We start from the raw sequence: 26742 nt of genomic DNA on the forward strand, positions 1-26742 counted from the left end.
AAGACCTCCGGAAAAGGACGGAACTGACTAACCGCCACATTAGGAGTTCACGGGTGCGGTGGCGCGCCGCAGTGGGCCATCGGGGAGGAGACGCTTGCTCCCTTCGGGGCGCGCTGGTCCCATGGGTGGGGGGTGATGGTGCGATGAGCGGACTCAGGGTGGTGCCGAGCCGGGGGCGGCTGTACGTGTGCGACGCGGGCGGGGGTGGCGTCGCCTGGTACGACCGGGGGAGCGGCCGGGTCAGCCTGCTCGTCGCCGAACGCGAGCGGGACGTGCTCGACGCGCTGAAGCCCTTCCTCACCGGCCCGGTGACCCTCGGACCGCCCCCGGTCCCGGACGCCGCCGAACTCGCCCGGCTGACCCTGCCCCCGGACGACGACCTCGCCCCGAACCGCCCGGGCGAGGCCCTGCTGGTGGCCCTCGACCGCGCGCCCGCCCCCAGGTTCCGTGCCGACCCGCGCCGCCGCGCCCTCCTCGCGGAACAGACCGTCGGCGCGGCCCTGGACCGGCTGGAGGAGGCGGGCTGCCGCACCCTGCACTCGATACCGCTGCCCGGCGGCGGCCGCATCCCGCACCTGCTCGTCGGCCCCGCCGGCCTCTTCGCCGTCGGCGCGCTGTACGCCCGCGGGCGGCGGGTGCGGCTCTCCGGCCCGCTGGTCGCGGTCGGCCGCCGCCCGCCCGAACCCCTCCCGCGCCGACTGCGCGCCGACGCCGGGCGTGCCGGGTACGCGCTGACGGCGGGGGTGCGCCCGGTGCTGGTCCTGGTCGGTCCGGCCGAGGTGAGCGTCACGGGGGATGCCGGGGGTCTGCGGGTGCTGCGGGAGACGGAGCTGCCGGGCCTCGCCCGTCCGGGCGCCGTACTGCGGCCTTCCGAGGTGGAGGCGCTGTACGCGCGGGCGCGGGACCGGCGGACGTGGGCCCGGCTGTGACTACGGCAGCCGTGCCGCCCGCTTCGGGTCGAGGAGACCCGCGAGGAGATCCCCGTACCGCTCCACCCTGGGCGCGACGTCCTCGGGGAGGAACGTCAGCTCGGCCGGGTCGCTGCAGCGCTCGACCTCTTCCCAGGTGACGGGCGTGGAGACGGTGGGGGCGCTGCGGGCGCGGACGGTGTAGGGGGCGGCGGTGGTCTTGCGAGCCGCGTTCTGGCTCCAGTCGACGAACACCTTGCCCGGCCTCAGGCTCCGGGTCATCCGGTGCAGCACCAGCCCCGGCATCGCCCGTTCCGCCTCCACCGCGAGCGCCTTGGCGTAGTCGCTCGCCTCCGCCGAGGACCCGCCCCGCACCGACGCCAGCAGGTGCAGCCCCTTGGACCCGGCGGTCTTGGCGTACGCCTCGATGCCGTCCGCCGCGAGCCGCTCCCGCAGCCACAGGGCGACCTCGCAGCAGTGGACGACCGTCGCGGGCGCGCCGGGGTCGAGGTCGAACACCAGCCGGTCGGCTTCGTCCGGCTTCTGGACCAGCCACTGGTGGGTGTGGAACTCGGTCACCAGGTTCGCCGCCCACATCAGGCTCGGCAGGTCCTGGATCACCACCATCCGGGCCGCGCCCGCGGAACGGGGCACCTCGGCGGTCGTGACCCAGTCGGGCGTACCCGGCGGCACGTTCTTGGTGAAGAACACCTCCCCGTCGGGGCCGTCCGGATACCGCAGCAGGGACACCGCCCGGTCCCGCAGATGCGGCAGCAGCACCCCGGCGGCGGTGGCGTAGTAGTGCAGCAGCTCGCCCTTGGTGAAGCCGGTCTCCGGGTACAGCACCTTCTCCAGATTGCTGAGCGAGACCCGCCGTCCCTCCACCTCCGTCACTGGCGTCATAGGATGACAATCCCAGAAATGGGACGAATGGGATAAATCGAAACCGTACGGAAGGGACCCGGCACGTGCGATCCATCTGGAACGGCGCCATCTCCTTCGGCCTCGTCAGCATCCCGATCAAGCTGGTGAACGCCACCGAGAGCCACGCAGTCTCCTTCCGTCAGGTCCACACCGAGGACAACGGCCGCATCCGCTACCGCAAGGTCTGCGAACTGGAGGACCGCGAGGTCACCCAGTCCGAGATCGGCAAGGCGTACGAGGGCGCCGACGGCGAGATGATCCCGATCACCGACGACGACCTCTCCCACCTCCCGCTGCCCACCGCCCGCACGATCGAGATCGTCGCCTTCGTCCCGGCCGACCGCATCGACCCGCTCCAGATGGACGCGGCGTACTACATCGCCGCCGCCGGGGCGCCGGCCGCCAAGCCGTACACCCTGCTGCGCGAGGCCCTCAAGCGCAGCCACAAGGTCGCCATCGCCAAGTTCGCGCTGCGCGGGCGGGAGCGGCTGGGGATGCTGCGCGTGGTCGACGACGTGATCGTCCTGCACGGCCTGCTCTGGCCCGACGAGGTGCGCGCCCCCGAGGGCGTCGCCCCCGACGTGGACGTCACCGTCCGCGACAAGGAACTGGACCTCGCGGACGCCCTCATGGACACCCTGGGGGAGGTCGACCTCAACGACCTGCACGACGAGTACCGCGAGGCCGTCGAGGAGGTCATCGCCGCCAAGGCCGCCGGCGAGACCCCGCCCGCGGCGCCCGCCCCGGCCGGCGACGGCAAGGTCCTCGACCTCATGGCCGCGCTGGAGAAGAGCGTCCGAGAGGCCCGCGAGTCGCGGGGCGGCGCGGGGGAGGCGGAGGTGCGGGACCTGCACGGGCGGGGGACGCCGAAGGAGACGGGGGCGAAGAAGTCGACGTCCACCACGGGGAAGACGGCCGCGAAGAAGACGGCGAGCGCGCGGAAGTCGACGTCGAAGGCGGGGGAGTCGAAGGGGGCGGCGAAGAAGGCGACGACGTCCAAGTCCACACCGAAGGCGACGGAGAAGAAGGCCGCGGCGAAGAAGGCGCCGGCGAAGAAGAGGGCGGCTTCGGGGAAGCGGTCGGCTTGAGGGGGTGGGGGGCGGCGGTGCGGGTGGAGGTGGGGTTGGCGGTGCGGGTGGGCCTGGCGGCCGGGGGCGGCACGGTAGGGGAGGGGGCAGTGGGCGAGCTGGGACCGTGGTCCGGGCTGCGGTGAGCGGGTAGCCGGTGGCTGGGGGCGGCACAGGGCTCCTCCGTGGCCACCCGCGCCCGCGTGAGTGGGGCAGTGGGCGAGCTGGGACCGTGGTCCGGGCTGCGGTGAGCGGGGTGGCCGGTGACTGGGGCGAGGGCGTCGTGCGCGTCGACCGTGCCGCCTGAGTCGGGAGGGCGAGGGTGTTCTGGAGGGTGTGGTGAGCGCGGCGGCCGGGGCGGACGTTGTCCACGTCGGCCTGGGGCGCGCGGGTGGGGGCGGCGGGGGTGTTGTGGAGGGTGTGGTGAGCGTGGCGGTCGGGCGGGCGTAGTCCACGTCGGCCCCGGCGGGCATGGGTCGGGGCGGCGGGTGTGACCTGGACCGGTGGGTGTCGGCCTCGGTGAGGGGGAGGTCCGGTGGCCGGGGCGAGGCGTCATCCATGTCGGCCCGTACCGCGGAGTGGGGGCATCGGGGGTGACCTGGGGCGATCGCCTCGGCCCCGGCGAGCGCGGCGCCCCGGGGCCAGAACCGGCGTCAGCCACGTACCCGAGGTCGCCGCCCGCGCACGCCCTCACCTCCCGTACCTCGGATTCCCCTCCCCGAACGGCGCGCCCTCAGGCACGATGAACGTGTGACATACGTGGTGACCGTGGCGATGGCCCCGCCCCAGGGGGCTCCGGAACTCGACGCGCTGCGCCGGGAGGGAGTGGTCTTCCTGCTGCGCAAGGGCTTCGACTCGCTGGAGGCGGTCGAGGGCCCGGACGGCATGGAGGTCGACCTGCTCGACGACGTGATCGCCGCCCATCCCGGCGGGGCCCTGCTGAAGCTGTTCGTGGACGCCCCGGCGCTGGAGTTCGCGGAGGACGCGGCGCGGGAGGTGGTGACGGAGCTGATGGAACGTACCGAGGCGCTGTCCGACTGGCGCCTGACCCGCTGCGCGGTGGAACTGAACTCCGAGCTGCTCCAGGAGAGCCTGGACGCGGCCGACGGCCCGGACGCCCCGCCCTCCGACCCCGCGGAACGCGCGAGGCGCCACGCGGCCGGCACGACCCCCGCGCCCCCGGACAGCCCCGGCCACTCGGAGAGCCAGGCGATGCGGAAGAGGCTGCGCGAACTGGCCCCGTCGCTCACGGCGTTCACCTTGGAGGCGTTCGGCCACGACGAGTCCGCACCGGAGTGCGAGGTAGGCAGAGAGGCGGCGGAGATAGCGGCGGGCGCCGTGGTCTACGCGATCGACCTCCTGGTGGACGAACTCTTCACCGACCTGGCCGCCTTGGAGGACGACGGCCCCACGGTCGCCCGCAGCAACGCGACGTTCATGATCCTGGACGACCTCCCCCCGCACCTGGCGGACGCCTACACGGTCCTCTTCACCCGCCGCCTGACCGTCACCGCGATCACCCTGACGGGCCGCCTCACCCGCCCCCCGTTCGACCACCCCACCTGCCTGGCCGAAGAACTCCTCCTGAAGTCGCTGTTGAACCAGGCGGAGGTGACGGCCGACCTCTACAGCCTCCTGTCGGACGAGGTAGCCCAGGCCCTGGAAACCTTCGCCACCACCCTCCACCCCCCAACCCCGCCCCGCCCGGCGACCCCGGAGGACCCGGACACGTGGTTCACGCCGTACACACCGGTGTCACCCGTGCATCCGTATGCGGCGAACGAGAACGAGGAGACGGTGGTGGAGTTGCCGGAGTGATCTGCCGTTCGGGCGACCTCCCGCTTTTCAGGCCGTGCCCTGGAGTGACTGGAGCTGCCGGCTTGGGGCAAGCAGAACCGTCGGCAGTTGCCGTTGTGTGCTGCTGTTGGCGTACCGGTTGGCGTACGCGGCACGCATGAGCAGATCCGTGGCGGCCGTGATCCTGCCATGCGGAGGATGCCCGGCCGCTGACGTCGTCCGCGCCATCAGCAACGAGGCCGAAGCGACCCTCGACTCGCGGCCTCACTCGCTACTCGGCCGACCGATCGAGTTCATCGCGATCCGCGGTCGAGTGGGCGCCGTCGGTAGCCGTGGCAACCCCCGTCGGGGCAGACGTCAGGGGCGAGCCGGACACGAGCGTGGCGAATTCCAGCTACACGGCCACCACTGGCAGAGATCATTGTCGTCGAAGTAAATTGACGGCAACCCGCTCAATAAAGGATCCGAGGCTCCTTCGGATCTAAAGCGTGGCTATTTATAGCGACAAGCGACGTGGTTAGTTCTAGCCCGTGCTGCGAGTTGACTCAAGGGACGGGCGAGGCCAGTATTGGGACTGAAGCCGCTTGGTCGGCTGTGCAAATTTCCGGGGCCCAGTGATGCGGTCTTACCGCGCATCGAGCCCCTTTCCCTGACCTGGGTCGAGTATCCGATAAACGGTACGAGTGGATCGGATACGTCCCCACAGACGGAGGGAAAACGATGAGAAAAGGACTTCTGGCAGCCGCGATAGCAGCGACGCTGTCCGCAGGGTCAGCCGTCAGCGCTATTCCAACGGCCCAGGCTGCCGCCGCTCCGACGGCGGCCCCTGCGGCGTCATGCAGTCTACAAAACGGGATGATTCGGGGTAGTGGCTTTACCCCCAATCAGGCATACAACGTCGTGGGTAATGGCGCGTCCATTTCTCGCGTCGCGGCGGGATCGACGGGCGACGTCCAGACCGGCTTCACCGGCGCTGGTCCGGTTTCTGTAGGCCCCGTTCAGTGCGCGTCGTCCGGATCGGCCTCAGGCGCATCGACATCCTCATCGGCCGCTTCGGCGGCAGTTGCAAGAGGGACAGCAGCCGCACAGCAGGCAGCACGCACAGGCGCCTCCCAGCAGCAAGCAGCCGCAATAGGACGGCAGGCGGCACAAGCAGAAGCACAGAGGCTCGGGTTGCCACCCTCCGTGGTGAACCAAATCACGAACAACGTGACAAACACTGTCAACAACACAATAACCGGAAACAACAACACCATCGGTGGCACTCAGATCGGCGGCCAGAACAACACCCAGGGCCCCACGCAGGGGAGCGGCAACAACAACACTCAGGGCCCCACACAGGGGAGCGGCAGCGGCAACACCCAGGGCCCCACGGGCGGCAGCACCACCACGAATCCGCCCGGCGGCAGCACCACGACCACGCCGCCTGGTGGCAGCACCACGACCACCCCGCCCGGTGGCGGCACCACTACGAGCACCCCGCCCGGTGGCGGCACCACTACGACCACCCCGCCCGGCGGTGGCAGCACCACGACCACCCCGCCTGGCGGTGGCACCACGACCACGCCGCCTGGTGGTGGCACCACGACGACCCCGCCTGGTGGCAGCACCACGACCACGCCGCCCGGTGGCGGCACCACTACGAGCACCCCGCCCGGTGGCGGCACCACCACGACTCCGCCCGGTGGCGGTACCGGCGCCAAGACAACAATTTCGGGTGCGGGATGACCCCGGCAATCCGTGGTGAGCGCTGGCCCGCGAGTGAGCCCCCGGGCCTCGCTGAGTCAATCAACCTCGGTTGAGCGGAACGCCATCAGATGAGTTCGCACCTCGCGGAGAGAATCCCTGCGAGGTGCGAGCAGGTCTGACGGCGCTTTGGAGTGACGAGACTTGAGGAAGACAACCTTGCAAATCCTCCGTCTTGCAGCAACAGCCTCTGCCGGTCTGATCGTTTGTGTCTGGGGCGCACCTGCGAGCGAGGCAACGTCCCTGCCGGATACACCGCAGGACCTATTTGCAAATTCACCGCTTCGATGTTATGCGACGCAAAGCAACCCGGAGGCGATTGTATGCTATCGGTTCTCGGCGAAGGCTGAATACAGGCATGGCGAGATTGTTTACGTCCCCATCCTTATTCAAGTGCCCATACCTTCAAATCCGCCGTCCGTGATCATCGTCAACAGCCTGAACGATATACATGCGAGCAGTGGGCCCGGATAGCGTGCTCGGCAGATATCACTCTCTGGAGTAGTTTTCCAGCATGCCACATTCAAGGGCCAGGCGGGTGAGGTCGGCCCTACGGCGGGAGCCATGCTTTCTGCCCAGTCGCTCCAGGTGTGTATGAACCGTGTTTTCAGTGATGTTTAACTTGATGGCGATCTCGCGATCTGTCGCGCCGCTGGCAATAAGCTGCAAGATTTCTCTCTCGCGGCTAGTGATACGAGGAGGAGCGGAAGGCAGGCCCTTGCCCGCGAGACTGGCGCCGAAGTAACTTCTTCCTGAGGCAACAGCGCGGATGGCCGTCGCGAGTTCCGAGTCGTCCGTTTGTCGACTCAGATAACCGCGGGCGCCGGCCCTGATGCACAGGACGGCGTCGGATTGGGCCCGCGAGGTCGATACCACAATGACCGCATACCCTTGCTGATGCAACTGGGCTACCTGTTCGGATGTCGCCTGATCGGATCTCCGCAGACTGGTTAGCACAACAATTTCTACGTCATTCGCCTCACAGAGCAAGTCATTCACGCTTTTGGTGAAGGTCGTAATCTGCAAATCCGGTTGGACGTTGATGGCCTGCGCGATGCCGAGCTGAAGCAACGACCACTCGCAAACAACGGCGACAGACGTCACAGAGGGGCTCATCAGCAGCTCCAACCTAGGCGGGCGACCGGCCACATGACACAGCGGAGTGGACGGTCGTTGCCTCCCACCGTCTGACCCCAGACTCGTCCCTCCCGGAAGAAGTGGCACCTCCGTTTGCCCCGGATGGGGGAAGACGACATGAAAGGGCTCGTGATCTCTGACTCTGCCCATGCACAGCGCCAGGAGCGGGTCTTCGCGCACCAGCGGGCTGTGCAAGCCCCGACCGGTGATGCGCGCCGACATCACCGGCGAACCCAAGAACGTCCCCGCGACCGTTCGGCCCCCCGCGTCTTCGCCGCCCTCACCGCGCCCTCGTTCGGCCAGGTCGCCGAGTTCCAGAAGCGTGGGGCCGTGCACTGCCACGCCATGGTCCGCCTCGACGGACCCGACGGTCCACGACACGCCCCGCCGGCCTGGGCCACCGTCGCCCTCCTGGATGACGCGATCCGGGCGGCCGCTGCTCGCGTCCCCGTACCGGTGCCCGCGGCCGGCAACTTCCCCTCGCGCGGGCTCCGGTGGAGCTCCGAGCTCGACGTGCAGCCCATCGGCGCCCTGGGGCGTGAGGAGCTGACGGAACAGGCCGTGGCCTCCTATGCGGCCAAGTTCGGCTCGCCGGTCGACCAAGGAACCTGAACCGTCACTGGCACGCCCCACGGAAGCGGGTCGGCCCGTATGGGCGCCGCGTCCATGACCTGCGGCACCCGTTCGTCTGCCTGCGCTTGGATCTTGGAGTCGCGCCGCATGTCGTCTGGGAGATCGCCCGCCACAGTGATCTGCAGGTCACTCTGCTGTCAGTACGCCAACACAACGCCCCGCTAATGATCTCGACGGGAGAGGGTGGGAGTCAGCGAGACTGACTCCCACCCTCTGCTCTCGGGTTTTAACCTAGTCAGCGCATGATTTCTGCTGACCCTGGGCAAGTGCCCCGGCAGGATTCGAACCTGCGCACACGGCTCCGGAGGCCGTTGGATAGTGCGCCGTTCGCCCAGTTCAGAGGCTCACAGCCCCGCTACCTGCACCCTGCCGTCCACGTATGGTCCACGAACCTCGGACCTAGCACATGTTGGCACGCCAGTCTTGCCGCGGCTCGTCGGCGAGGGAGGGCGACATCTGGCGATCAAGTGGGCCGTGAGCGAGCCCACTTGTAGACAAGCGGAACGTCGATCTGCATGCTTCTGACGGGATGTCCGCCATTTGGAGTATCGTACTGGTGCCGGAGCGTTACTCCTCCGACATGTAGGTGATCTTGCTCGCGGGGAAGCCTTGGCCCTCGCGCGGCCGGCACTAGAGGAGCGCAATCTCCCGTGGTACGTGTTCACCCCCGCTTCACTATGGTGCGGGCTGAAGGCCTGTGGCCCCGTAGGGACGACGGATACAGCGTGTGCACCACCTATAAGCGAGGGTGGTAGCCCGGATGGTAGGCCGCGACCTGAAGCCCTCCGACCATCCCAAAAAGGATGTCCGCCGAGTCCTGGAGAAGTGGGTTGGCCAAGGGTGGATGCTCCGTAAAGAAGGCCACTGGGGCAAGCTGTACTGCCCCTGCGAAGCGGCGTGCACCACCATCCCGATCTCCGGATCACCCCAAAACGAAGGGGCTCATGCGCGCAGGGTCGACCGTTTGGCGTCGCGCTGTCCCCTGCCACCGGAGGCACCCAACCGCAGCCTCACTGGACGGGCACGGGACTAGTTACGGCAATCTTTGTCCGACTTTGCCCCTGTTTTGCTGTTGACGAATGACAACACGTCTGCGACTGTGGTGGAGGACTAGGGGGCCAACCATGGACTACGACTTCACTTTTGTCGTCTCCGGCGTCGATGTGGATGACCAGGCTGCCGTTGACGCCCTGCTTGAGAACTGCGATGCGCTGTTGGCGCGAGCTGGTGGTGTTGACCTACTGAGCATCACTGGCTCTGGGGACTCCGCCATAGAGGCGGCACTGAGTGCTGCGTCCGCTGCCAGGGCTGCTGTACCGCAACTGCAGGTGTGTCGGCTGGATCGTGATCTAGTTGGTGTGCATGAGATTGCCGAGCGAACAGGACGCTCGCGGCAGAACGTCAGCCAGTGGATCGCCGGCGACCGCAAAGCCCAAGGTGAACGATTTCCTGCCGCCGAGGGAACTGTGGGCCGATCGCAAGCCTGGCTATGGAGCGAGGTTAATGAGTGGCTAGCTGCTCACGGCCTCGACGATGGGGTTGCTTATCCCACTCGAACTGAGATGGCAGAGATCGATGTAGCGCTCGCTAACTCGGTCACCCTGAACTTCACTGCTGCTGAGACACCTGGCTTCCAGGCTGGCCGAGACAAGGTGGTCGAGGAACTCCGAAACAATCACATCCCAGGGTTCATGAACTTCCTGGCGGGTCTCGATCACACGAAGGACGAGCACGGAGCTCATGTCTTGGTGGTGGCAGATTCGGCTGAACCAGCACGAGGCGTGATGGAACGCGTTTCGAGTGTCGGCCACGATGTGATCCTCATAACCGCAACCGATCAGTTCATGGCTACTGTGCTGTCGACTCGGGCCCAACTGAGGCCGACAAAGATCGTAACCGTGCCTCAAGCCGCCACCGTCGGCGAGTGGCTCGACCTGGTGCAAGAGAACCCACAGGCTGCGTTTGCTTTGGAGAGCACAGCAGCGTTCGATGAAGAAGTTCCGCCCATTCAGCGGCGCTTGGCAATCGCTGCGTAGGCGTTGCAGGGCCAGGTCGAAGGGGTTTTGACCTGGCCCTGAGCCATTGCTGGGCGCTTTGCCGACTAGCACATAGATGCGGCAGCCGCGGCCCCCCGCACCCGGTCTCAATCCACTACGCCGGTCCTCGCGACAGGCGGCTTTGGTCTGCGTGAGCAGGTTCAGTGAGGGCGCGAGCACCAGCACACGAGCCGACCGCAGCTCCTCCGCGCCGGACTCAGTGCCGACCGGCGCAAATGGCTCCTGCTCTCCCCCAACAAGCACAGCTTGGGCAGACATCCAACGGCTGTCAGGAGGTCCGGTGATGCTCAAGATTCCGTCGGCCCTGTGGGATCGGGCATACGTTGCCGAGCTGTTGCGTCGCTACTGGGCGGTCTTCCCGAACGGAGCGCCGGCTTACACCGGTTCGCGGTTCGAACGGTTCGCAGGGGGCGGAGACCGCCCCGAGGTGGCGAACCACTTCACGGCGGCGGATTTCATCGCTGTCGCTGCACTAAGCGTTGATGTACCCGTGCGAGCGATCCTCCGCGTTCTGGAGACGACGGAACCCAACCCCTTTAACAGCTTATTGCTGCGGATTCCCAGTGGCATCGAGTTGGCCGAATCGGAGGAACAGCAGATCGCCGAGGATGGCCCGGCATGGAAGCTGTGGTGGAGTTTGCGTCGGATTGACGGTGTTGGGCCAGTCGGCGCTGGGAAGCTACTCGCTCGGAAGCGCCCCCATTTGCTGCCCGTCTACGACTCGGTGATCAAGAAGGTGTTCGAGCGTCCATCAATGGATTTGCAATTCTGGTCCCACATGCGATTTGCACTTCGCGCCAACGGTTACGCGCTGGTAGCTCATCTCGACGATGTTCGGGGACTGGCCGGCATCGGCAAAGACATCAGCGTGCTGCGGATCCTCGACACAGCGGCATGGCTTCATGGTAAGGACAGCGGCATTGGGACCTGAACAGGCTAATGATGACCACGGCCTGCGTCCCTCCGGTATCTCGGCTGTGCACGCGGGGCAAGTGCATGCCGCTTGTGCGTCGCGCGCCGCATCGGGCGCTATTCGTGCGCGTCTGGCTTGGTGGAAGTGGCGACGTAGCGAGAGCCGATAGGTAGCGAGTTCCACGGAACTCTGCGCAGCTCTGCTGATGCTCTTCGCCTCCCCCAGGACACGGTTCCGGTAGGCCGCGTACGGGCATGGTGAACCAGCATGTCAAGGGCTCAGGCTATTCGTGGACGGAAGATCCCGTCCGCGAATAGTCCGCAACTGGCTGTTCTGCTACTCCAAGATATCGAGCGCGGGGAGGCTGTCCACGATCTTCATCGTCTCCAGGCTGACCGTGACGATGCGCTTGAGCAGGTCGATGATGTAGCGCGGGTCGTCGGACCAATCGTTGGGGTCGTTGACGATCTCCGACGCCTTGTCGACCTTGACCTGGTAGCGGTCGATGATCCACTCGATCGCGGAGCGTGCACCGAGCTGGTAGCGGTACGCCTCTTCCGGGATGTTGGTCAGCTTGACCCGGGTGTTGTAGATGATCGTCGACTGGTCGGCCTGCCCCTTGCTCTTCGAGACCTTCATCTTGGCGACCCGGTACAGCTCGCTGGGGGACGTGGCGGACGCGTCGCCGGCCACCGTCTCGACGATGCCCTTGTACGGCTCGGCCTGCTCGTAGTTGATGTGCAGGTCGGCGAGCTTACGGCCAGCCTCGGCGAAGCCGTGGAAGTCACGCACCTTGGGGATGCGCGGTAGGGACTTCTTCAGGTCGGCCTTGAAACGCTCGCGGTACTCCGGGGAATGGAGCAGGCCGTAGGTGTAGAAAAAGACGTCGTCCTTCGTGATGGCTGGGTCGGCATGCACCTTGCGGTAGTCCGCCAGGACTCCGTCGGTGATGTTGTCGACGCGCTCGTAGCTGTCGCCACTGTCGCCGAAGTCGAAGCCGCCCTCGACGGCAAGTTTGCGGTAGGTGTAGCGGGCGAAGTGCGGGCCGACGCTCTTGGTACCGACGGCGTGCAGATCCGGCACAGCATCCGTCATCAGGAGCGAGAAGGGCTCGTCAGACCCCGTACCGGTGACATAGAAGCCGAAGTTCTCACGGTCTGACGTCGGGAACATCTGCGGCAGCTTGCCGGGACGGTCATTAAGACTCTGATCGAAGTAGACATACTGCCGACAGAAGGGACGATAAAGGCTAGTAATTACACGGCTTGAATCGAACTCAAATTTTTGCTTTCGCGCAACCTTAGGAATCAGAGTAGAGGACCAGCTGATCTTCTTTTGATCGAAATCGATGAATCTCTCTACATCCGCAACGCCCGGGGTTGCGATCGCCCGAGCTCTACAGTGGTCAGCAAATTCCTCTACCTGGCCATTGTAGAATTCGATCATGGATTCCACATTTTCACCAAGCTTCCGCTCAGAGAAGTTGTAGACCCACGCGTCACGGTTGGTTTTGAGTCCGCCAGAGTGCAGTGCGAAAATGGGCGTCGCCGCCGCGTTCTTATCCTTGTCGCCGATCGCCTGGAACTCTGCAAAGCGTTCGTCGCGCTGGTTGATCCAGTCACCGTCGGCGTTCGGCTGGAGTTGTTTCCACTCCACGGTACCCAGGTCCTGAGTACGAAGCTCGCTCAGCTTCTCCTCACGGGTGCGGTAGTCCTCAACCTCGTGGTAGTACAACTCGCAGTCGGACGCGGGGGTGCCGTTCCTGTCACTCTTGACGAGCATCAGGATGGCGACGGTGTTCCGGCTACCCGAGCCGAAGATCTTGCCGCCTTCCTTCTTGGACCACTCTCCGGCGGTGCGCTGGTTGCCGCGCAGGTTGTAGCAGTAGATCGCATCGAATTCCTCAACCAGCGACTTGCGCAAGCCGTCGGCCGTGTTGCCGTCGATGTAGCCGCCGTTGGAGACGAAGGCGACTACACCTTCATCCTCGATGCGGTCGGAAGCCCAGCGGATGGCGCGGATGTAGGAGTCGTAGAGCGAGTTTTTGAGGGTCGCCGTCGACTTAGCGGCGTATGTCTCCTGGATGCGGCTGTCCAGGGTCTCGTATTTGAGGTTTTTGTTGTCGTCGTTCTGGTTATCCTGCCCGACCGAGTAAGGCGGATTACCGATGACGACTGTGACCGGCTGACTCTTTTGCCGCTTCGCTCGCTCGCTGTTGCCTTCCAGCACGTCCATGCCGTCGAGCTGCGCCGTGCCTTCCGCGAGCTGGAAGGTATCCGCCAGGACGATGCCCTCAAAGGGCCGGTAGTCGCCGCCGGCGAGGTCGTGGAAGGCTGCCTCGATGTTGACGGCCGCGATGTAGTACGCGAGGAGCACGATCTCGTTGGCGTGCAGTTCGCTGGTGTACTTTCGCAGGAGGTCGTCGGGTTTGATGAGCCCGGACTGGAGGAGGCGGACGGGGAAGGTGCCGGTGCCGACGAAGGGGTCGATGATCTGTACACCCTCGTCGGACAGGGACTTGCCGAGGTGCTTGGTTAGCGCTTGTTCGGTGGAGCGGATGATGAAGTCGACGACCTCGATCGGGGTGTAGACGATGCCGAGGGCGTCGGCTGTCTTGGGCAGGGCGGCCTTGAAGAATTTGTCGTACAGCTCGACGATGACGCGCTGGCGCCCCTCGTGGTTGTCGATGTCCTGAGCGCGGACCTTGACCGAGTGGTAGAAGCTCTCCAGGGTCTTGGCCTCGGCGTCGAGCCCCTGGTCGTCGAGGATGTCGAGCATCCCCTGCATGGCCCTGGAGACCGGGTTGTGCTCGGCGAAGTCGTAGTCCTTGAACAAGGCGTCGAAGACGGGCTTGGTGACGATGTGCTGGGCGAGCATGTCGACCGCCGCGTCATCACTCACGCCTGGGTTGATGGTCGCGCGCAGCTCGGCGACGAACTCCTCGAACGCAGTCCGCTTGTCGGGAAGAGCGAGTGCGGCCTTGATGCGGGTGACGTGGCGCTCAGCGATCTGGGCGATGTCCTTGGCCCAGTCCTCCCAGTAGTGGCGCTCGCCGACCTTGTCGACGATGCGGGCGTAGATCGCGTCCCGCCAGTCGCTTATGGAGAACAGGGCGTCCTGGATGTGCTGGGCGCCCTGGGCTTCCTTCTCCTTGGCGTCCTTCGCGGTGTCCGCGGTGCTGGAGCCGTCCTTGTCGCCGACCGCCTCGTCACCCGCACCGATGTGCCCGATGCCGATGATCTCGGGCTTCTTCTTGTTGAGCTCGATCTGGTTGACGGTCGCGTTGAAGCGGTCGTCGTGGGCACGCAGCGCCTGAAGGACCTGCCAGACGGTCTTGAAGCGCTGGTTGTCCGCGAGCGCCTTCTCCGGGGTCATCCCGGCGGGGACGGCGACGGGCAGGATGATGTAGCCGTAGTTCTTGCCCGGCGCGACGCGCATGACGCGTCCAACGGACTGCACGACATCGACGACGGAGTTGCGCGGGTTGAGGAACAGCACCGCGTCCAGGCTGGGGACGTCCACGCCTTCGGATAGGCAGCGGGCGTTGGTCAGGATGCGGGCGTTGCTCGGACCGGGGTCCTGCTTGAGCCAGTGGAGGAGCCGGTTGCGTCGCAGGGTATTGAACGTGCCGTCGACGTGTTCAACCTCGCAGTGCAGCACGTCGTCGTCAGCGTCGTCGTATGCGTCGACGACCTCGTTGAACCGCTCCATGATGGCTTTGGAGTCGGCGATGGACCGGGAGAACGCAACGGCCCGCTTCATCGGGGCGTCATCCCTGCCGAACCCGGAACCATCGGCGAAGGTGCCAGTGCGCTTCGCTAGGGCGTTCCAGCAACCAATGATCTTCGCCGCGTCGTCGATCCGTAGCTCGGAGTCGCCTCCAGAAAGACCTTCCTGGATGGTCTTGGCGACCACGTCCTCATCGATGGTGAGGATGAGGACCTTGTAGTCGGTAAGTAGTCCCTGCTCGACGGCCTTACCGAAGCCAAGACGGTGGAGCTCTGGACCGTACTTGGTCTCGTCGTCCATCGAGGCGACGGCCGCGGAGGCTCCCTTGGCTTCCTGCTTGGTGTCGTCGCTGTACACGCGCGGGGTGGCGGTCATGTACAGCCGACGGTCGGCGCCGATGAAGCTGTCGTCGTGGACACGGACGAACGTGGACTCGTCGTGGCCGGACAGGGTGACGCCAGTGGTGCGGTGGGCCTCATCGCACAGGATGAGGTCGAACCGCGGCATGCCCTGCTTCTGGGCGGCGGAAATCGTGGCGATCGACTGATAGGTCGAGAACACCACCGTCAGGCCCGGCACGGCCTCGACACTGGCCATCTGCGCCATCAGCCGGTCGGGGCTGGTCGTCGCCGGCAGGGCGAGGTCGTGGGTCGACATGTCCTTGTCGTCGCCCTGGGCCCTCTGCTTGCCGACCTGGGCATCGGAGCAGACCGCGAAGGCTCGCAGAGGGACCACGGCCTCATAGAACCACTCACGCAGCGACTGCGAGAGCAGGGCGATGGAGGGCACCAGGAACAGGATGGTGGTGTGCTCACCCTGGCCAGCCTTGGCCCGCTCCTGCTGAAGCCGTTCGGCGATCTTCAGACTGGTGAAGGTCTTACCGGTGCCGCAGGCCATGATGAGCTTGCCGCGGTCATCCTTGGCGAAGCCGGCGAAGACGTCGTCGATCGCCGCCTTCTGGTGAGGACGCGGGGTCTTCTTGTCCCGCAGCGTCATCTGAACTTCGTGGTCGATGCCGGCCGCGGGCAGGTGCCACTGGACAGCGCTGTTCGCGATGTCGGCCAGTCCTATCCGGGTGACGAAGATCTGCTGGTCGCTGAGCGCGGCTTCGGCGTTGTCGCTCCACCTGTCCGTCGTGGAGATGATCATCCGACGGGTGAAGGCGCCCTTGCCGGAGGCAGTGAAGAAGGAGTCGATGTCTTCCTTGCGGACCGTGTGATGCGGCTCGTAGAACTTGCACTGGATGGCGCAGAAGCCGCCGGTCTCACGATCCTGTGCAACCAGGTCGATGCCCGTGTCGCGCTTGTCCTGCTCTGCCCCCGGCCAGTCGGCCCACATCCATACCCTGGTGAACTGCTCAGTCCACTCCGGATCGGTGCTGAGGTACTGGACCATGAGCTCCTCGAAGCGGGTCCCCCGATCCCGGTTCACGGTGGATCCGTCACGGATCGCCTTGAGAACGTCGTGCACCGTCGTCGTGGTCTCAGTCAACTCGCTCCGCACCCCATCACCGTCCATGGCGCACCTGCCGGACGCCGGATTGTTTCCACTGAAAAGCTTCACAACTCTACTGCTCAAGTCCATGATCTAATTTCGATCAGGAACTTTCGATAGGGCCTTCAGCTAGCCCATCACGGGCAGTTCGCCCACGCAGCATTACCCACCCCTCACCCCTGCTCCCATCCCGTCCGCCGTCGACCCACACACCGTGGAGCGGGCGTGGTTCAGGGCGTCAAGGTGGAGCGCGCCACTGTACGAACGACCTTGACGCCCTGGGCCGCGTCTGCTCGGCTCTGCCTGGGTCGGCGGTGGACGGGATGGGAGCCCACCACCCTCACCACGATGTGCCCGCGGTCGGCAACGGTGCCCCTCCATCCCGGTGCCGGCCGATCCCCCGCCGGAGGCATCGTCTTGACCGTGGTTGCTTCGTGCGGTGATCGACTCACGGTTCTCGGCTCGCCCATCTGTGCGCGGCGCGGGCGCTGGCCGGGCTGGAGCGGGGCGTAGACAGGAGCGCAGGCCCGGCCGGGGGCCGGGCCGCGTGCGGGGAGCGGAGCGAGCCGCCTTGAACCAGTAGAGAAAGTTTGAATCACGCTCGGCACTGCTGCTGAGCACTGTGGCTCGCGTACCCAATCCGGCGTCTGCTGCTCCGTGGTGTAGAACGCTGACTATGGGGAGTGAGCGACGGGAGCGGATGAAGGCGCTTGGGGTCCGGCTTCGGGGCCTGCGTGCTGAAGCTGGCCTGACAGGTGCTGTGTTGGCGCAACGGGCTGGCGTAGGACAGCCCACCGTGTCCAAGGTGGAGAACGGGCGCATGGTCCCGAGCTTCGATGTCCTCGACCGGCTCTCTCGTGCTCTCGGCCTTGATGACGCGTCAGCTCGTGAGGTGCGTGACCTCCTGGTCGCCGTCGAGGCTGCCACTGACGCCAGGCTGGCATCCGATGATGACGGCGTTGCCGGGGCTGTCCTCGATGACGCCGTGAGGTCGGCTCGGCTGGTGCAGTCGTTCCAGTGCGTGGTGCTGCCGGCCATGCTTCAGAGCGCGGAGTACGCCCGCCACGTCTTCCAGAGTGCGCCGAATCCAACGCCTGAGGCAGTTGGCCGGGCTGTCGCTGCCCGGGTGGAACGGCAGAGTGCGCTGTACGAGTCGGGGCGCGAGTTCGTGTTCGTGCTGACGGAAGCCGTGTTGCGCACCTGGCCTGGCAGTCCGGCTTTGATGCTTGCTCAGCTCGACCGGCTGCTGGCCGTGGAGAGTCTGAGTTCGGTTCGGCTCGGGGTCATGCCGTGGCGTCGGGCGGTACCAGTGCTGCCTCGGCACGGCTTCACGTTGTGCGACCAACGAGCCGTCGTCATCGAGACGTTCACCAGTGAGCAGTTGGTGGCCGACCCGGCTGAGGTGGCCGCGTACGGGGAGACGTTCAAGCGCTTCGAGCGGGCTGCCGTCTTCGGTGGCGAGGTACGTGAGCTGTTGTTGCGGGTGATGCAGGAGTTCCGTGACTTGGGGGACGCCGCCACTCCTTAGAGGAATAATTCCTCTGGATGCCTGGTCCTCCGGCCCGACCTAGGAATACGCTGCCGCTGCACTGTCTAGCCCCCTAGACGAACAGAGGTGTTTTCCCATGCTCAAAAAGTGGTGCCGTGCCTTCCCCGGCCTCGCAGAAGAAGTGGCCCACGCCCGGCACTTCGTCGCATCGCTCACCGCACAGCTTGGCGCAGTCGATGACGCCGTCCTGGTCGTGAGCGAATTGGCGACGAACGCTGTACGGCACTCGCTCAGCGGCTCGGCCCACGGCTGGTTCCTCGTGGTTGTGGGCTTCAGTGACGATCTCGTGCGTATCGAGGTGATCGACCAGGGCGGTGATCGCGAGCCGCACCTGTGCGACGCGGCCAGCCAGGAAGAGGGCGGCCGCGGACTGTTACTGATCGCGAGCTGCGCCAAGGACTGGGGTGTGAAGAACTGGCCCGACGGGCGTTCCGTGTGGGCCGAAGTGGCGCGGGAGAGGGTGTGACCGCGCTCTGCTGGACGAGTGTCCGCCACTGCTCGACGGGTTGTGGCGTGTGACTCCTCGGGGCGTGCCTCGGTGGCGGTCGCGGTTCTATGTGGTCGGTGTTCGTACAGGACGGCGCCTGCCGCCCATTCCGTCTAGGGCCCTAGACTCCTGGGTACTGCTAGGAGGTGAGGTCATGTCGGACGAGCTGCAGCGGATCATGGCGATAGATGATCCGTACCTGCTACTGCGCGAGGTCACCACCAGGTTGGCCGACGCGCAGCAGGAGGTGACCGAACTGGCTCGCCTCCGCCGTCGCGTGGTGCAGGACCTGCATGCGCAAGGGCTCTCATACGCGCAGATCGCCGCGAAGGCCGGTCTGAGCCGCGGGCGCATCCACCAGATCCGGCACACCGGCCCGGCGCCGGAAGGCGCCTTCCTCGGTAGGGGTGCCGTCACTGTCGCCACCCCGCTGCGGCGCGACGACGAGCGTGGGCGGACGGTCGTCGCGGTGGACGACGTCAGTTCCGGCAAGCGCCTGGAGGACCTGGCGCGGTCGTACGGGCTCGATGTCACCTCGGAACACGTTCCGGTGAGTGGCGACATCGACCTGAACCGCGACGGCCTGGTCGTCGTCTGCGGTCCGCGCATGTCCCAGGAGATGTGGGACACCTACGCGCAAGATCCCGTCCTGCACTGGGAGCGTGCGGAAGACGGACCCTGGACGGTGGTCGACCGGCAGACCGGCACCGTGCACCGGTCGGGGCAGGACAGTGAACCGGCCCGGTCATACGACGTGGGCTATCTCGGTCGGCTGTCGCGCCCCGACGGCGAGGGCTCGCTGCTCGCCATCGCCGGCATCCACACCCAAGGAAGCCTCGGCGTCGTGCAGCTGCTCGCCAGTGACCTCAATACGCTGTGGGGGCAAGTGGGGGACCACCGCTTCTCCACCCTCGTGGGTGTCGAGTACGACCCGGAGACCAGCGAACCGCAGTCCGTCGAATTGCTCTGCCCCCTGTATCGGCACGACGAGGAGACCACTGCGTGAGGTTCGCCCTCGCCACCCAGCCTGCCGATCCCGAACGCGAGAACGAAGACTTCGCCGCAGTCGCTACCGGCGCAGCCGTGCTCCTCGACGGTGCCGGCGTCGGCGGGGTAGAAACGGGCTGCATGCACGGGGTCGCCTGGTTCTCCGGAACGCTGGGCGCCCTGCTGCTGCGCAGCATCGCGGCCCATCCTTCCCGGTCGCTGGCCGAGTGTCTGGGCGACTCGATCGGCGTTGTCCGTTCCTTGCACGAGGACAGTTGCGACCTCGCTTACCGAGCCAGCCCGACGAGTACGGTCGTCGCCGCCAGAGTCGGCGGGGGAGCCCTGGAGTACCTCGTCCTTGGTGACTCCACCCTTCTCCTCGCCGACGGCGATGGGGGAACGGAGGTCGTCACCGACCGGCGCCTGGACGTGGTCGGTAAGCGACTGCGCGGACCAGTCGACGCACTGCCCACGGGCTCGCCCGAACACTCCGCGGCGCTTGCCGAGTACCGCGATGCCCTGACGGGCCTCCGCAACCAGCCAGATGGTTTCTGGATCGCCGGCCCCGACCCGCGCGCCGCCGAAAACGCTCTGACCGGGACGGTCCCCCTCGACTCGCTGGTATCCGTGACGCTGATGAGCGACGGCGCGACGCGACTCGTCGACCGCTTTGAGCTGGCGGACTGGCGAGGGGCGTTGGCCGTTCTCAACTCCGACGGTCCGAGTGAGCTGATCCGACGCGTGCGGGAGGCCGAGGGCGAGGACCCCGATGGTCGGCGCTGGCCGCGTGGCAAGGCTCGCGACGACGCGACTGCCCTCCACTGGTTCCTGCCGTAGCGCGCTTCCGCTAGTCCGAGGCGCGTTCGTATACCCCCCTAGACAGTTGACGGGTCGTCGGCTACCTTTACCGTCAACCCCCCTAGACAGTCCGGGAGGGGCTCCCCCTCTGCTGTCTAGGGGGGTATCCGGATCGGATGGCGCCGAGCAACAAGCGCGTCGACAACCCAGTGAGGTACAGACAATGCGTGTAATCCCCGTGGACACTTCGGCCGCGACGCTCCTCGTCACCAAACTGCCCGAGGTCAAGGTGAAGGACCGGCAGACCGGTGAGATCGCCGTCGACCCGGTGACCAATCAGCGGCTGATGACGCTGGAGCTGGTGTTCATCGCGGCCGGTGGCTCCGACATGATCAAGGTCACCGTTCCCGAACAGGGCATCGGTGAGGGCTTGGTGATGGGCGCCCCGGTCATCCTGTCCGGCCTGGTGGCCCGGCCCTGGGAGAGTGAGTTCGGCGGCCGCAGCCGTCACGGCATCGCCTACCGGGCGGACGCCGTCATGGTCAGCGCCCCGGCTGCGGTGCAGGGCTGACCGCCATGGCTGACACCGTCCGGGTGCTGTTACCGGTCCTGCTGGTTGCGATCACGCTGGTGGTGGTGCGCCGGCGGATGCCGGTCCTGTTCTGGTGGCTCGTCGGGTATCCCGTCGTCGCGCTGCGGGTGCTCATCTCGTACCGGGCGACGATGGACGCCTGCGGCCTCACGGTTCCGGCGTCGGCCGTCCGTCGGGCCACAGCCCGAATGATGGGGCGGCAGGCGGCTCCCGTTCCGCCTCGCCACTCGTTGCCGCTGCCGACCGGGGCCGGGCTCGTGATGCGGCTGCGCATGGCTACCGGACAGGCGCCCGAGGACTTCACCGCCTCGGCCGACCGGCTTAGGCATGCCTGGGGCGCCCACGCCGTGTACGTGCGTCCCACCAAACCTGGTTGGCTCGAACTACGGTTGATCGGCTGGGACGTACTTGCCGACGTACGGCCGGCCCGGCGTCGCCTGGCGGCTGGCCCGCTCTGCCTGCCGCTCGCGCTGCGCGAAGACGGCCGATGGCACGTACGGGACTTCCGCACCGTGCCGCACGAACTGATCCTCGGCGCCACCCAGTCCGGCAAATCCGTCTACCTGCGGAACTTGCTGTGCGGCCTGGCCCGCCAATCGGTCGTCCTCGTCGGCATCGACTGCAAATGGGGCGTCGAACTCGCCCCGTTCGCACCCCGGTTGTCCGCGCTCGCTGACAGCCCGGACCGGGCGAACGAGATTCTCGACGTCCTGCTGGTGGAGATGGAGGCACGGTTCCGCCGCATTGGCCTCAGCGGCGCGGCCGGACCGGACGCCGTGCTCACCTCGGACGTGTGGGGGCTGCCGGACGACGTACGGCCGGTGCCGGTCGTGGTCGTCGTGGACGAGGTGGCGGAACTCTTCCTCGCCGCGAGCAAGGACGACGAGAAGCGACGGGACGCGATGGTCACCAAGCTGATCCGCCTCGCCCAGCTCGGCCGCGCGGCCGGCATCTACCTGGAGGTGTGCGGACAGCGCTTCGGCTCCGAACTCGGCAAGGGCGCCACCATGCTTCGTGCCCAGTTGACCGGACGGGTCTGCCACCGGGTCAACGACGAGTCGTCGGCGAACATGGCGCTGGCCGACATCGCTCCTGAGGCGGCCCTGGCCGCTACCTCCATCCCGGCCGAACGTCCCGGCTTCGCGATCGTCGGTGACTCCTCCGGCGGCTGGTCCCGTGTCCGCTCGCCTCACCTGACCCTCGACGACGCGGCGGCCGTGTGCCGCGATACCTCCGGCCTAGTGCCGGAACTGTCCCGGCTCGACTCCTTCCGGCCCGTCGTCGCCGTCGAGTCCGCCGGTCCGCCCTCATCCGCCGCTACCGCGCCCGCCGCTCGCCCGGTGACCGGGTAGCCGCGCCTCTTCCCGTAGGTCGGCGTGACCGCGCCTCACGCCACGTCCTTACCCCCTCCATGCCCGAAAGCGGAAGGAACGCCGTGCCCATGCGTGCCCACCTGGTCCGCGTAGACGCCGTGCTCGTGCAGGCGGTCATCGCCGGGGCCCTGTCCTTCTCTCACCTGCACGACCTCGCCGAAGCGTCCGGACAGGGCGGGTGGAAGGCATGGGCCTACCCGGTCAGTGTCGACCTGCTGCTGGTCGCCGCCTGGCGCCGGATGCGCGACGAGCACCGCGCCGGACGACCGGCCGGGGGACCACGGCTGTGGTTCCTGGTCGCCCTGGCCGCGTCCCTCGGTGCCAACGTCGCCACTGCCGGCCTCCTCGACCTGGGCCACGTTCCCGCCTCGCTCCGCGTCGTCGTCGCAGGCTGGCCCGCCATCGCCTTCTTCGGCGGAACACTCCTCGCCCACGCCCCGCACGACCCGGAAGCGTCGGCCACACCGGAGGACGGTACGGACGCTGCTGAGGAGCCACGCCGGACCCCGGACACCGCCGCCGCGCCCCATCAGGACGCCCTTCCGGCACCGTCCAACGATGGCGAACCCGCTGCTACGGCCACTGCCACCGGCCTGGCCGCCGGGCCCTCCCCAGCCCCGGTTCCCGCCGTCGCACTCCCGCCCGCCCTCATCGATCGCGCTCGTGCCCTGGCCGAAGAACACCGCTCGGCCACCGGTCGCCCCGCCGACCCCGACGCCGTACGCGCTCGGCTCGGCCTACCCCCGTCCATGACGGCATCCGTCGCCGCCCACCTCTGAGAGGAGCACCACCATGCACCGGCGCTTCCGCAACGTCCGTCGTATCGGCCCGGTGAACGTCGCCTCCTATCTCGACCGCGGAAGGAACCGCCACCTGGCCGCCTGCACCGCGCCACGTTGCGACTTCTCCGCCGAGTACGACAGCCGTGCCGCCGCCGAACTCGCCGCCCGCACCCACCGCTGCTCGGCCTGAGAGGAAACCACCACATGGACGTCCCGCTCTGGCTCGCCCTCCTCTGCATCGGGGTCCTGGGCGTCAAGCTCATCCGCCCGCCCTCGTGGCTCATCGCCGTGCTGCTCCTCGGCGGCTACCTCCTCGCCGACAGCCTGCTGGCCCCGGTCATCAACTCCCTCGTCAAGTAAACCGAAAGGAGATCCGCCCATGTTCCGCCCGAACATCCCGACCATGCCCCAGCCCACCGGCCTGGTCACCCCGCCCACCGTCGTCGAGCCGACCGCTATCACCCCGGCCGCCCCGACTCCGCCAGCCGCCGGCACCCCGGCATCGGCCCACCCCGCCGTCCAGCTCACTCCTAGCACCACGCTCGCCCTCGTCGGCGGCGGTACCGCCGTGGTCCTGGTCGTCGGCGCCGTCCTCGTCTCGATGCTCCTCGCCGTCGCCATCACGGCCACCTCCGTGGCCGTCTGCGCCGTGGTCATGCGCTCCCTTCTCACCAGGCGCTGACCACATCCGCTCCGCCCCGTTCGGCTTGCCCACGATGTCTAGCCCCCTGGACAAGCCGGGCGGGTTCCCAGCTTCCGTTCTCCAAGGAGGAACCCGCACATGCGTCCTGCGGCTCCGACCGGAGCCATCCGCCAACTGGTGACCCTCGTTCAGCAGGGCGACCTCAGCACCTACGCACGGCAGATCCACCGCCTCGGCGGCTGCGAGCGGCCGGTACGGATGGAGGGCCACCGGCTTGACGTCCACGCCCCAACTGGCGAGATCGTCCGGGAGATCGTGGACCGCGACCTCCCCGCCGGACAGCTCCTCATCCGCTGCAACAACCGCCGGGCCACCCGGTGCGCCGCTTGCGCCGAGGTGTACCGCCAGGACACCTTCCACCTGGTCACGGCTGGCCTGAGCGGGGGCAAGGGGATCGGCCCGGCCGTCGCCCAACACCCGCGCGTCTTCGCCACCTTCACCGCCCCTTCCTTCGGCCCCGTCCATAACCGGCCCGCAGGCGGTCGGTGCCGCTGTGGTCGTCGGCACCTGGAGGACGACCCCACCCTGGGCACGCCGCTCGACCCCGACCGGTACGACTACCGCGCGGCCGTCCTGTGGAACGCCCACGCAGGCGGGCTCTGGGCCCGCTTCACCACCTACCTGCGCCACCAACTCGCGTCCCGCGCGGGCATCGGACGCTCAGCTCTGCGCGAGTGCCTCAAGGTCTCGTACGCCAAGGTCGCCGAGTACCAGCGGCGCGGCGCCGTCCACTTCCACGCGGTCATCCGCCTCGACGGCCCGGACGGTGCCGAAGACGCTCCGCCGGCCTGGGCCACGACCGAATTACTCAGCGACGCGATCCGCTCGGCGGCCCGTCTCGCCGAAACGCCCGGCCCCGTCCTCGACGGCCGGTTGTACGCCGCCCGTTTCGGCGAGCAGCTCGACATCCGTCCCATCCGCTCGGCCGACTTCGCGGGCAGCTCGGAGCTGTCCAGCCGCGCTGTGGCCGCCTACATCGCCAAGTACGCCACCAAGGGCGCCGAGACCGCAGGCACCCTGGACCGCCCCATTCGCAATCCGATCACTGACTTGATCGGCTCGGGCGTCACCGACCACGCCCGGCGGATGATCCTCACCTGCTGGCACCTTGGTGCGCTCCCCGAACTCGAAGACCTGCGCCTGCGCAAGTGGGCCCACATGCTCGGCTTCCGCGGCCACTTCTCCACCAAGTCCCGTGCCTACTCCGTCACCCTCGGCGCCCTCCGTCAGGAACGCGCCGACCACAACGAAGCCTTGGCCCGCCAGCGTGCGGCCGAGGCTGGCCACCCACTGCCCGACCCGGACACCGTCCTCGTCCTTTCCCACTGGGTCTTCGCCGGGACGGGCCTAACTGCGGCAGAGCACCTCATCACTCACGGCAGTAGTGCCCCTACAGGCCAGGCAGATGACGACACGGAAGGAGCGCTGACGTGGACCACCGACGCGACGAACTGATGACCGTCCCGCAGATCCTCGCGGAGCTGGGTGGGGTGTCTCGCCGCACCTTCTACCGGTGGCGTGAACTGGGGCAGGGACCCGCTGCGTTCAAGCTGCCCAATGGCGAACTCCGAGTGTGGCGGGCTGACTTCGCCGCTTGGTTGCGTCAGTTGGAGGCGGCGGCGTGAAGTCTCTCGACGTGAAGGTGTGGGGTGTCCGGAAGCGGAACACCAAGAATCCGTCCTATGACGTCCGGTGGATGGTCGCCGGAAAGGTCTTTTCCGAGCAGTTTCGCACCAAGGGGCTGGCGGACCACTACCGGTCCAAGCTGCTCCGCGCTACCCATGCGGGTGAAGAGTTCGACACGGTGACGGGGTTACCGGAATCGATGGTCGAGAAGGCGGCCTCGATGACCTGGTACGCATTCGCTCTGAAGTACCTCGCCATGAAGTGGCCGCACGCGGCGCCCAACACGCGGAACGGAATCAATGAAGCGCTGACTGCCGTGACGATGGCCCTTCTCGACGAGCGTCCGGGGCAGCCGTCCGAGGAACTGCTCAGGAAGGCGCTGCGCAACTGGGCCTTTGTCCTTCCCGGTCCGGACGAGCGTGAATTGCCGACCGAGGTCGCGAACGTATTGCACTGGGTGGCCAAGGCGTCGCGCCCGCTCTCGGACCTCGGGGACGCCGCGATTGGCAGGGCCGTCCTGGACTCGCTCAAGCTGAAGCTCGACGGGACGGCGGCAGCCGCGGAGACCGTCCGGCGCAAGCGTCGGACACTCGTCAATGCGCTGCACTACGCGGTGGACCTGGGGGAGTTCAAGGAGAACCCGATCACGGGTATCCGCTGGAAGAAGCCGAAGGTCACCGGGGAGGTCGATCCTCGGGTGGTCGCCAATCCCGAGCAGGCTCGGACCCTGCTGACGGCGGTTTCGTACGTCGGTGGGTACAACCGTGCGCGTGGCCGTCGGCTCGTCGGCCTGTTCGCGCTCATGTACTACGGCGCCTTACGTCCGGCTGAGGCGGTCGGCCTCACCAAGGCGGACGTGAAGCTGCCCGAGACCGGCTGGGGGACAGTCCTGCTGAACCGGACGCGTCCCAGTGTCGGCAAGCAATGGACGGACTCCGGCGATACCCATGACGACCGTGGTCTGAAGAACCGGCCGGCGGAGGAGGTGCGGGTTGTGCCGGTCCCGCCCCAGCTCGTCGCCATCCTCCGGCAGCACCTCGACACCTTCGGCGCCGCCGAGGACGGGCGGCTGTTCACCAACGAGCGCGGGGGAGTGGTGGGCTCGTCCACGTACTACCGCGTCTGGCAGGAGGCCCGTGCGCTGGCGCTCCCGCCGGCCACGGCCGCTTCACCGCTTGCGGCCCGGCCGTACGATCTGAGGCACTCGGCCCTATCGACCTGGCTCAATTCCGGAGTGGACCCCACCGAGGTGGCCGAACGCGCCGGTAACAGCGTGGAAGTCCTGCTGAGCCGATACGCCAAGTGCATCGACGGACGGCAGGAGATCGCGAATCGCAAGATCGAAGATCTCTTGCGCGAATACGAGTGAATCACTGCTCGACCGCTTGCCCCCAGCTCTCAGGGTTGGGGGCTTCGTCGTGTATCGGCCTAGCTTCATCG

Annotated in this window: 22 protein-coding genes, 1 tRNA gene and 1 pseudogene; 19 read left to right on the forward strand and 5 right to left on the reverse strand. The window is 67.1% G+C overall.

Annotated elements, in window-relative coordinates; translation table 11 throughout:
* Positions 1-143: 143 nt before the first annotated feature.
* Positions 144-929 (forward strand): NERD domain-containing protein, encoded by a 786-nt coding sequence (locus E5082_RS03475; protein WP_135789778.1) that lies wholly within the window; start codon positions 144-146, stop codon positions 927-929.
* Here E5082_RS03475 and ligD read toward each other — a convergent pair whose 3' ends face one another.
* Positions 930-1811, reverse strand: a complete 882-nt coding sequence (gene ligD / locus E5082_RS03480; RefSeq protein ID WP_135789779.1) for a non-homologous end-joining DNA ligase — start codon at positions 1809-1811, stop codon at positions 930-932. It lies immediately after the preceding gene.
* A gap of 65 nt (positions 1812-1876) precedes the next feature.
* On the opposite strand from ligD, the gene ku reads away from it, so the two are divergent.
* Positions 1877-2920 carry a non-homologous end joining protein Ku gene (gene ku, locus E5082_RS03485; RefSeq protein ID WP_135789780.1) on the forward strand — a complete coding sequence of 348 codons (1044 nt, stop codon included), beginning with the start codon at positions 1877-1879 and terminating at the stop codon, positions 2918-2920.
* Positions 2921-3649: 729 nt separating this feature from the next.
* A complete protein-coding gene (locus E5082_RS03490) occupies positions 3650-4717 on the forward strand; it encodes a hypothetical protein (protein WP_135789781.1) in 1068 nt (355 codons plus the stop codon).
* Between the two features lie 1304 nt (positions 4718-6021).
* Here E5082_RS03490 and E5082_RS32260 read toward each other — a convergent pair.
* Both E5082_RS32260 and E5082_RS03505 read right to left on the reverse strand, forming a co-directional pair.
* Entirely contained in the window at positions 6022-6399 is a 378-nt protein-coding gene (locus E5082_RS32260) for a hypothetical protein (protein WP_167513970.1), read from the reverse strand.
* A gap of 532 nt (positions 6400-6931) precedes the next feature.
* On the reverse strand, positions 6932-7546 hold the full coding sequence (locus E5082_RS03505; protein WP_167513971.1) for a response regulator transcription factor: 615 nt from the start codon (positions 7544-7546) through the stop codon (positions 6932-6934).
* 291 nt (positions 7547-7837) lie between these two features.
* On the opposite strand from E5082_RS03505, the pseudogene E5082_RS33535 reads away from it, so the two are divergent.
* A pseudogene (locus E5082_RS33535) lies at positions 7838-8188 on the forward strand (replication initiator); the annotation flags it as partial.
* 291 nt (positions 8189-8479) lie between these two features.
* Here E5082_RS33535 and E5082_RS32265 read toward each other — a convergent pair.
* A tRNA-OTHER gene (locus E5082_RS32265) sits at positions 8480-8556 on the reverse strand.
* Positions 8557-9336: 780 nt separating this feature from the next.
* Between E5082_RS32265 and E5082_RS03520 the strand changes: the two genes are divergently transcribed.
* On the forward strand, positions 9337-10248 hold the full coding sequence (locus E5082_RS03520; RefSeq protein WP_135789785.1) for a helix-turn-helix transcriptional regulator: 912 nt from the start codon (positions 9337-9339) through the stop codon (positions 10246-10248).
* Between the two features lie 304 nt (positions 10249-10552).
* Positions 10553-11200 carry a DUF6308 family protein gene (locus E5082_RS03525; RefSeq protein WP_135789786.1) on the forward strand — a complete coding sequence of 216 codons (648 nt, stop codon included), beginning with the start codon at positions 10553-10555 and terminating at the stop codon, positions 11198-11200.
* A gap of 318 nt (positions 11201-11518) precedes the next feature.
* Here the strand turns inward: E5082_RS03525 and E5082_RS03530 are convergent, their stop codons facing one another.
* Positions 11519-16402: a DEAD/DEAH box helicase gene (locus tag E5082_RS03530; RefSeq protein ID WP_208766222.1), complete on the reverse strand. Its 4884-nt coding sequence runs from the start codon at positions 16400-16402 to the stop codon at positions 11519-11521.
* 679 nt (positions 16403-17081) lie between these two features.
* Between E5082_RS03530 and E5082_RS03535 the strand changes: the two genes are divergently transcribed.
* The 13 genes from E5082_RS03535 to E5082_RS03595 all read left to right on the forward strand — a co-directional run bounded on the left by E5082_RS03535 (position 17082) and on the right by E5082_RS03595 (position 26671).
* Complete coding sequence (locus E5082_RS03535; RefSeq protein WP_135789787.1) at positions 17082-17933, forward strand: helix-turn-helix domain-containing protein; 852 nt, start codon at positions 17082-17084, stop codon at positions 17931-17933.
* A gap of 97 nt (positions 17934-18030) precedes the next feature.
* Positions 18031-18420, forward strand: coding sequence for an ATP-binding protein (locus E5082_RS03540; protein ID WP_135789788.1), 390 nt, complete (start codon positions 18031-18033; stop codon positions 18418-18420).
* 175 nt (positions 18421-18595) lie between these two features.
* Positions 18596-19447, forward strand: coding sequence for a sigma factor-like helix-turn-helix DNA-binding protein (locus E5082_RS03545; RefSeq protein ID WP_135789789.1), 852 nt, complete (start codon positions 18596-18598; stop codon positions 19445-19447).
* Positions 19444-20265 carry an integrase gene (locus E5082_RS03550; protein WP_135789790.1) on the forward strand — a complete coding sequence of 274 codons (822 nt, stop codon included), beginning with the start codon at positions 19444-19446 and terminating at the stop codon, positions 20263-20265. Before E5082_RS03545 ends, E5082_RS03550 begins: the two co-directional genes overlap by 4 nt.
* A 184-nt stretch (positions 20266-20449) precedes the next feature.
* Complete coding sequence (locus tag E5082_RS03555) at positions 20450-20797, forward strand: SCO3933 family regulatory protein (RefSeq protein ID WP_135789791.1); 348 nt, start codon at positions 20450-20452, stop codon at positions 20795-20797.
* A 5-nt stretch (positions 20798-20802) separates the two neighbouring features.
* The gene (locus E5082_RS03560) at positions 20803-22170 is read left to right on the forward strand and encodes an FtsK/SpoIIIE domain-containing protein (protein WP_135789792.1); all 1368 of its coding nucleotides are present in this window, start codon (positions 20803-20805) and stop codon (positions 22168-22170) included.
* 89 nt (positions 22171-22259) lie between these two features.
* Complete coding sequence (locus E5082_RS03565) at positions 22260-22970, forward strand: DUF2637 domain-containing protein (protein WP_135789793.1); 711 nt, start codon at positions 22260-22262, stop codon at positions 22968-22970.
* 13 nt (positions 22971-22983) lie between these two features.
* A complete protein-coding gene (locus tag E5082_RS03570; protein ID WP_135789794.1) occupies positions 22984-23163 on the forward strand; it encodes a mobile element transfer protein in 180 nt (59 codons plus the stop codon).
* A gap of 14 nt (positions 23164-23177) precedes the next feature.
* A complete protein-coding gene (locus E5082_RS03575) occupies positions 23178-23333 on the forward strand; it encodes a hypothetical protein (RefSeq protein ID WP_135789795.1) in 156 nt (51 codons plus the stop codon).
* 19 nt (positions 23334-23352) lie between these two features.
* Entirely contained in the window at positions 23353-23655 is a 303-nt protein-coding gene (locus E5082_RS03580) for a SpdD-like protein (protein WP_135789796.1), read from the forward strand.
* Positions 23656-23754: 99 nt separating this feature from the next.
* Positions 23755-25131, forward strand: coding sequence for a replication initiator (locus E5082_RS03585; protein WP_135789797.1), 1377 nt, complete (start codon positions 23755-23757; stop codon positions 25129-25131).
* A complete protein-coding gene (locus E5082_RS03590; RefSeq protein WP_135790125.1) occupies positions 25131-25301 on the forward strand; it encodes a helix-turn-helix transcriptional regulator in 171 nt (56 codons plus the stop codon). The genes E5082_RS03585 and E5082_RS03590 overlap by 1 nt, the downstream gene beginning before the upstream one ends.
* Positions 25298-26671: a tyrosine-type recombinase/integrase gene (locus E5082_RS03595; RefSeq protein ID WP_135789798.1), complete on the forward strand. Its 1374-nt coding sequence runs from the start codon at positions 25298-25300 to the stop codon at positions 26669-26671. The genes E5082_RS03590 and E5082_RS03595 overlap by 4 nt, the downstream gene beginning before the upstream one ends.
* Positions 26672-26742 lie beyond the last annotated feature (71 nt).

The sequence above is a fragment of the Streptomyces griseoluteus genome, from assembly GCF_004784465.1.
GTDB lineage: Bacteria > Actinomycetota > Actinomycetes > Streptomycetales > Streptomycetaceae > Streptomyces > Streptomyces griseoluteus.

Coding starts and splice junctions, on each gene's coding strand:
- E5082_RS03475 (WP_135789778.1), top strand. CDS start 144: ATGAGCGGACTCAGGGTGGTGCCGAGCCGGGGGCGGCTGTACGTGTGC.
- ligD (WP_135789779.1), bottom strand. CDS start 1,811: ATGACGCCAGTGACGGAGGTGGAGGGACGGCGGGTCTCGCTCAGCAAT.
- E5082_RS03520 (WP_135789785.1), top strand. CDS start 9,337: ATGGACTACGACTTCACTTTTGTCGTCTCCGGCGTCGATGTGGATGAC.
- E5082_RS03525 (WP_135789786.1), top strand. CDS start 10,553: ATGCTCAAGATTCCGTCGGCCCTGTGGGATCGGGCATACGTTGCCGAG.
- E5082_RS03535 (WP_135789787.1), top strand. CDS start 17,082: ATGGGGAGTGAGCGACGGGAGCGGATGAAGGCGCTTGGGGTCCGGCTT.
- E5082_RS03540 (WP_135789788.1), top strand. CDS start 18,031: ATGCTCAAAAAGTGGTGCCGTGCCTTCCCCGGCCTCGCAGAAGAAGTG.
- E5082_RS03545 (WP_135789789.1), top strand. CDS start 18,596: ATGTCGGACGAGCTGCAGCGGATCATGGCGATAGATGATCCGTACCTG.
- E5082_RS03555 (WP_135789791.1), top strand. CDS start 20,450: ATGCGTGTAATCCCCGTGGACACTTCGGCCGCGACGCTCCTCGTCACC.
- E5082_RS03560 (WP_135789792.1), top strand. CDS start 20,803: ATGGCTGACACCGTCCGGGTGCTGTTACCGGTCCTGCTGGTTGCGATC.
- E5082_RS03565 (WP_135789793.1), top strand. CDS start 22,260: ATGCGTGCCCACCTGGTCCGCGTAGACGCCGTGCTCGTGCAGGCGGTC.
- E5082_RS03570 (WP_135789794.1), top strand. CDS start 22,984: ATGCACCGGCGCTTCCGCAACGTCCGTCGTATCGGCCCGGTGAACGTC.
- E5082_RS03575 (WP_135789795.1), top strand. CDS start 23,178: ATGGACGTCCCGCTCTGGCTCGCCCTCCTCTGCATCGGGGTCCTGGGC.
- E5082_RS03580 (WP_135789796.1), top strand. CDS start 23,353: ATGTTCCGCCCGAACATCCCGACCATGCCCCAGCCCACCGGCCTGGTC.
- E5082_RS03585 (WP_135789797.1), top strand. CDS start 23,755: ATGCGTCCTGCGGCTCCGACCGGAGCCATCCGCCAACTGGTGACCCTC.
- E5082_RS03590 (WP_135790125.1), top strand. CDS start 25,131: ATGACCGTCCCGCAGATCCTCGCGGAGCTGGGTGGGGTGTCTCGCCGC.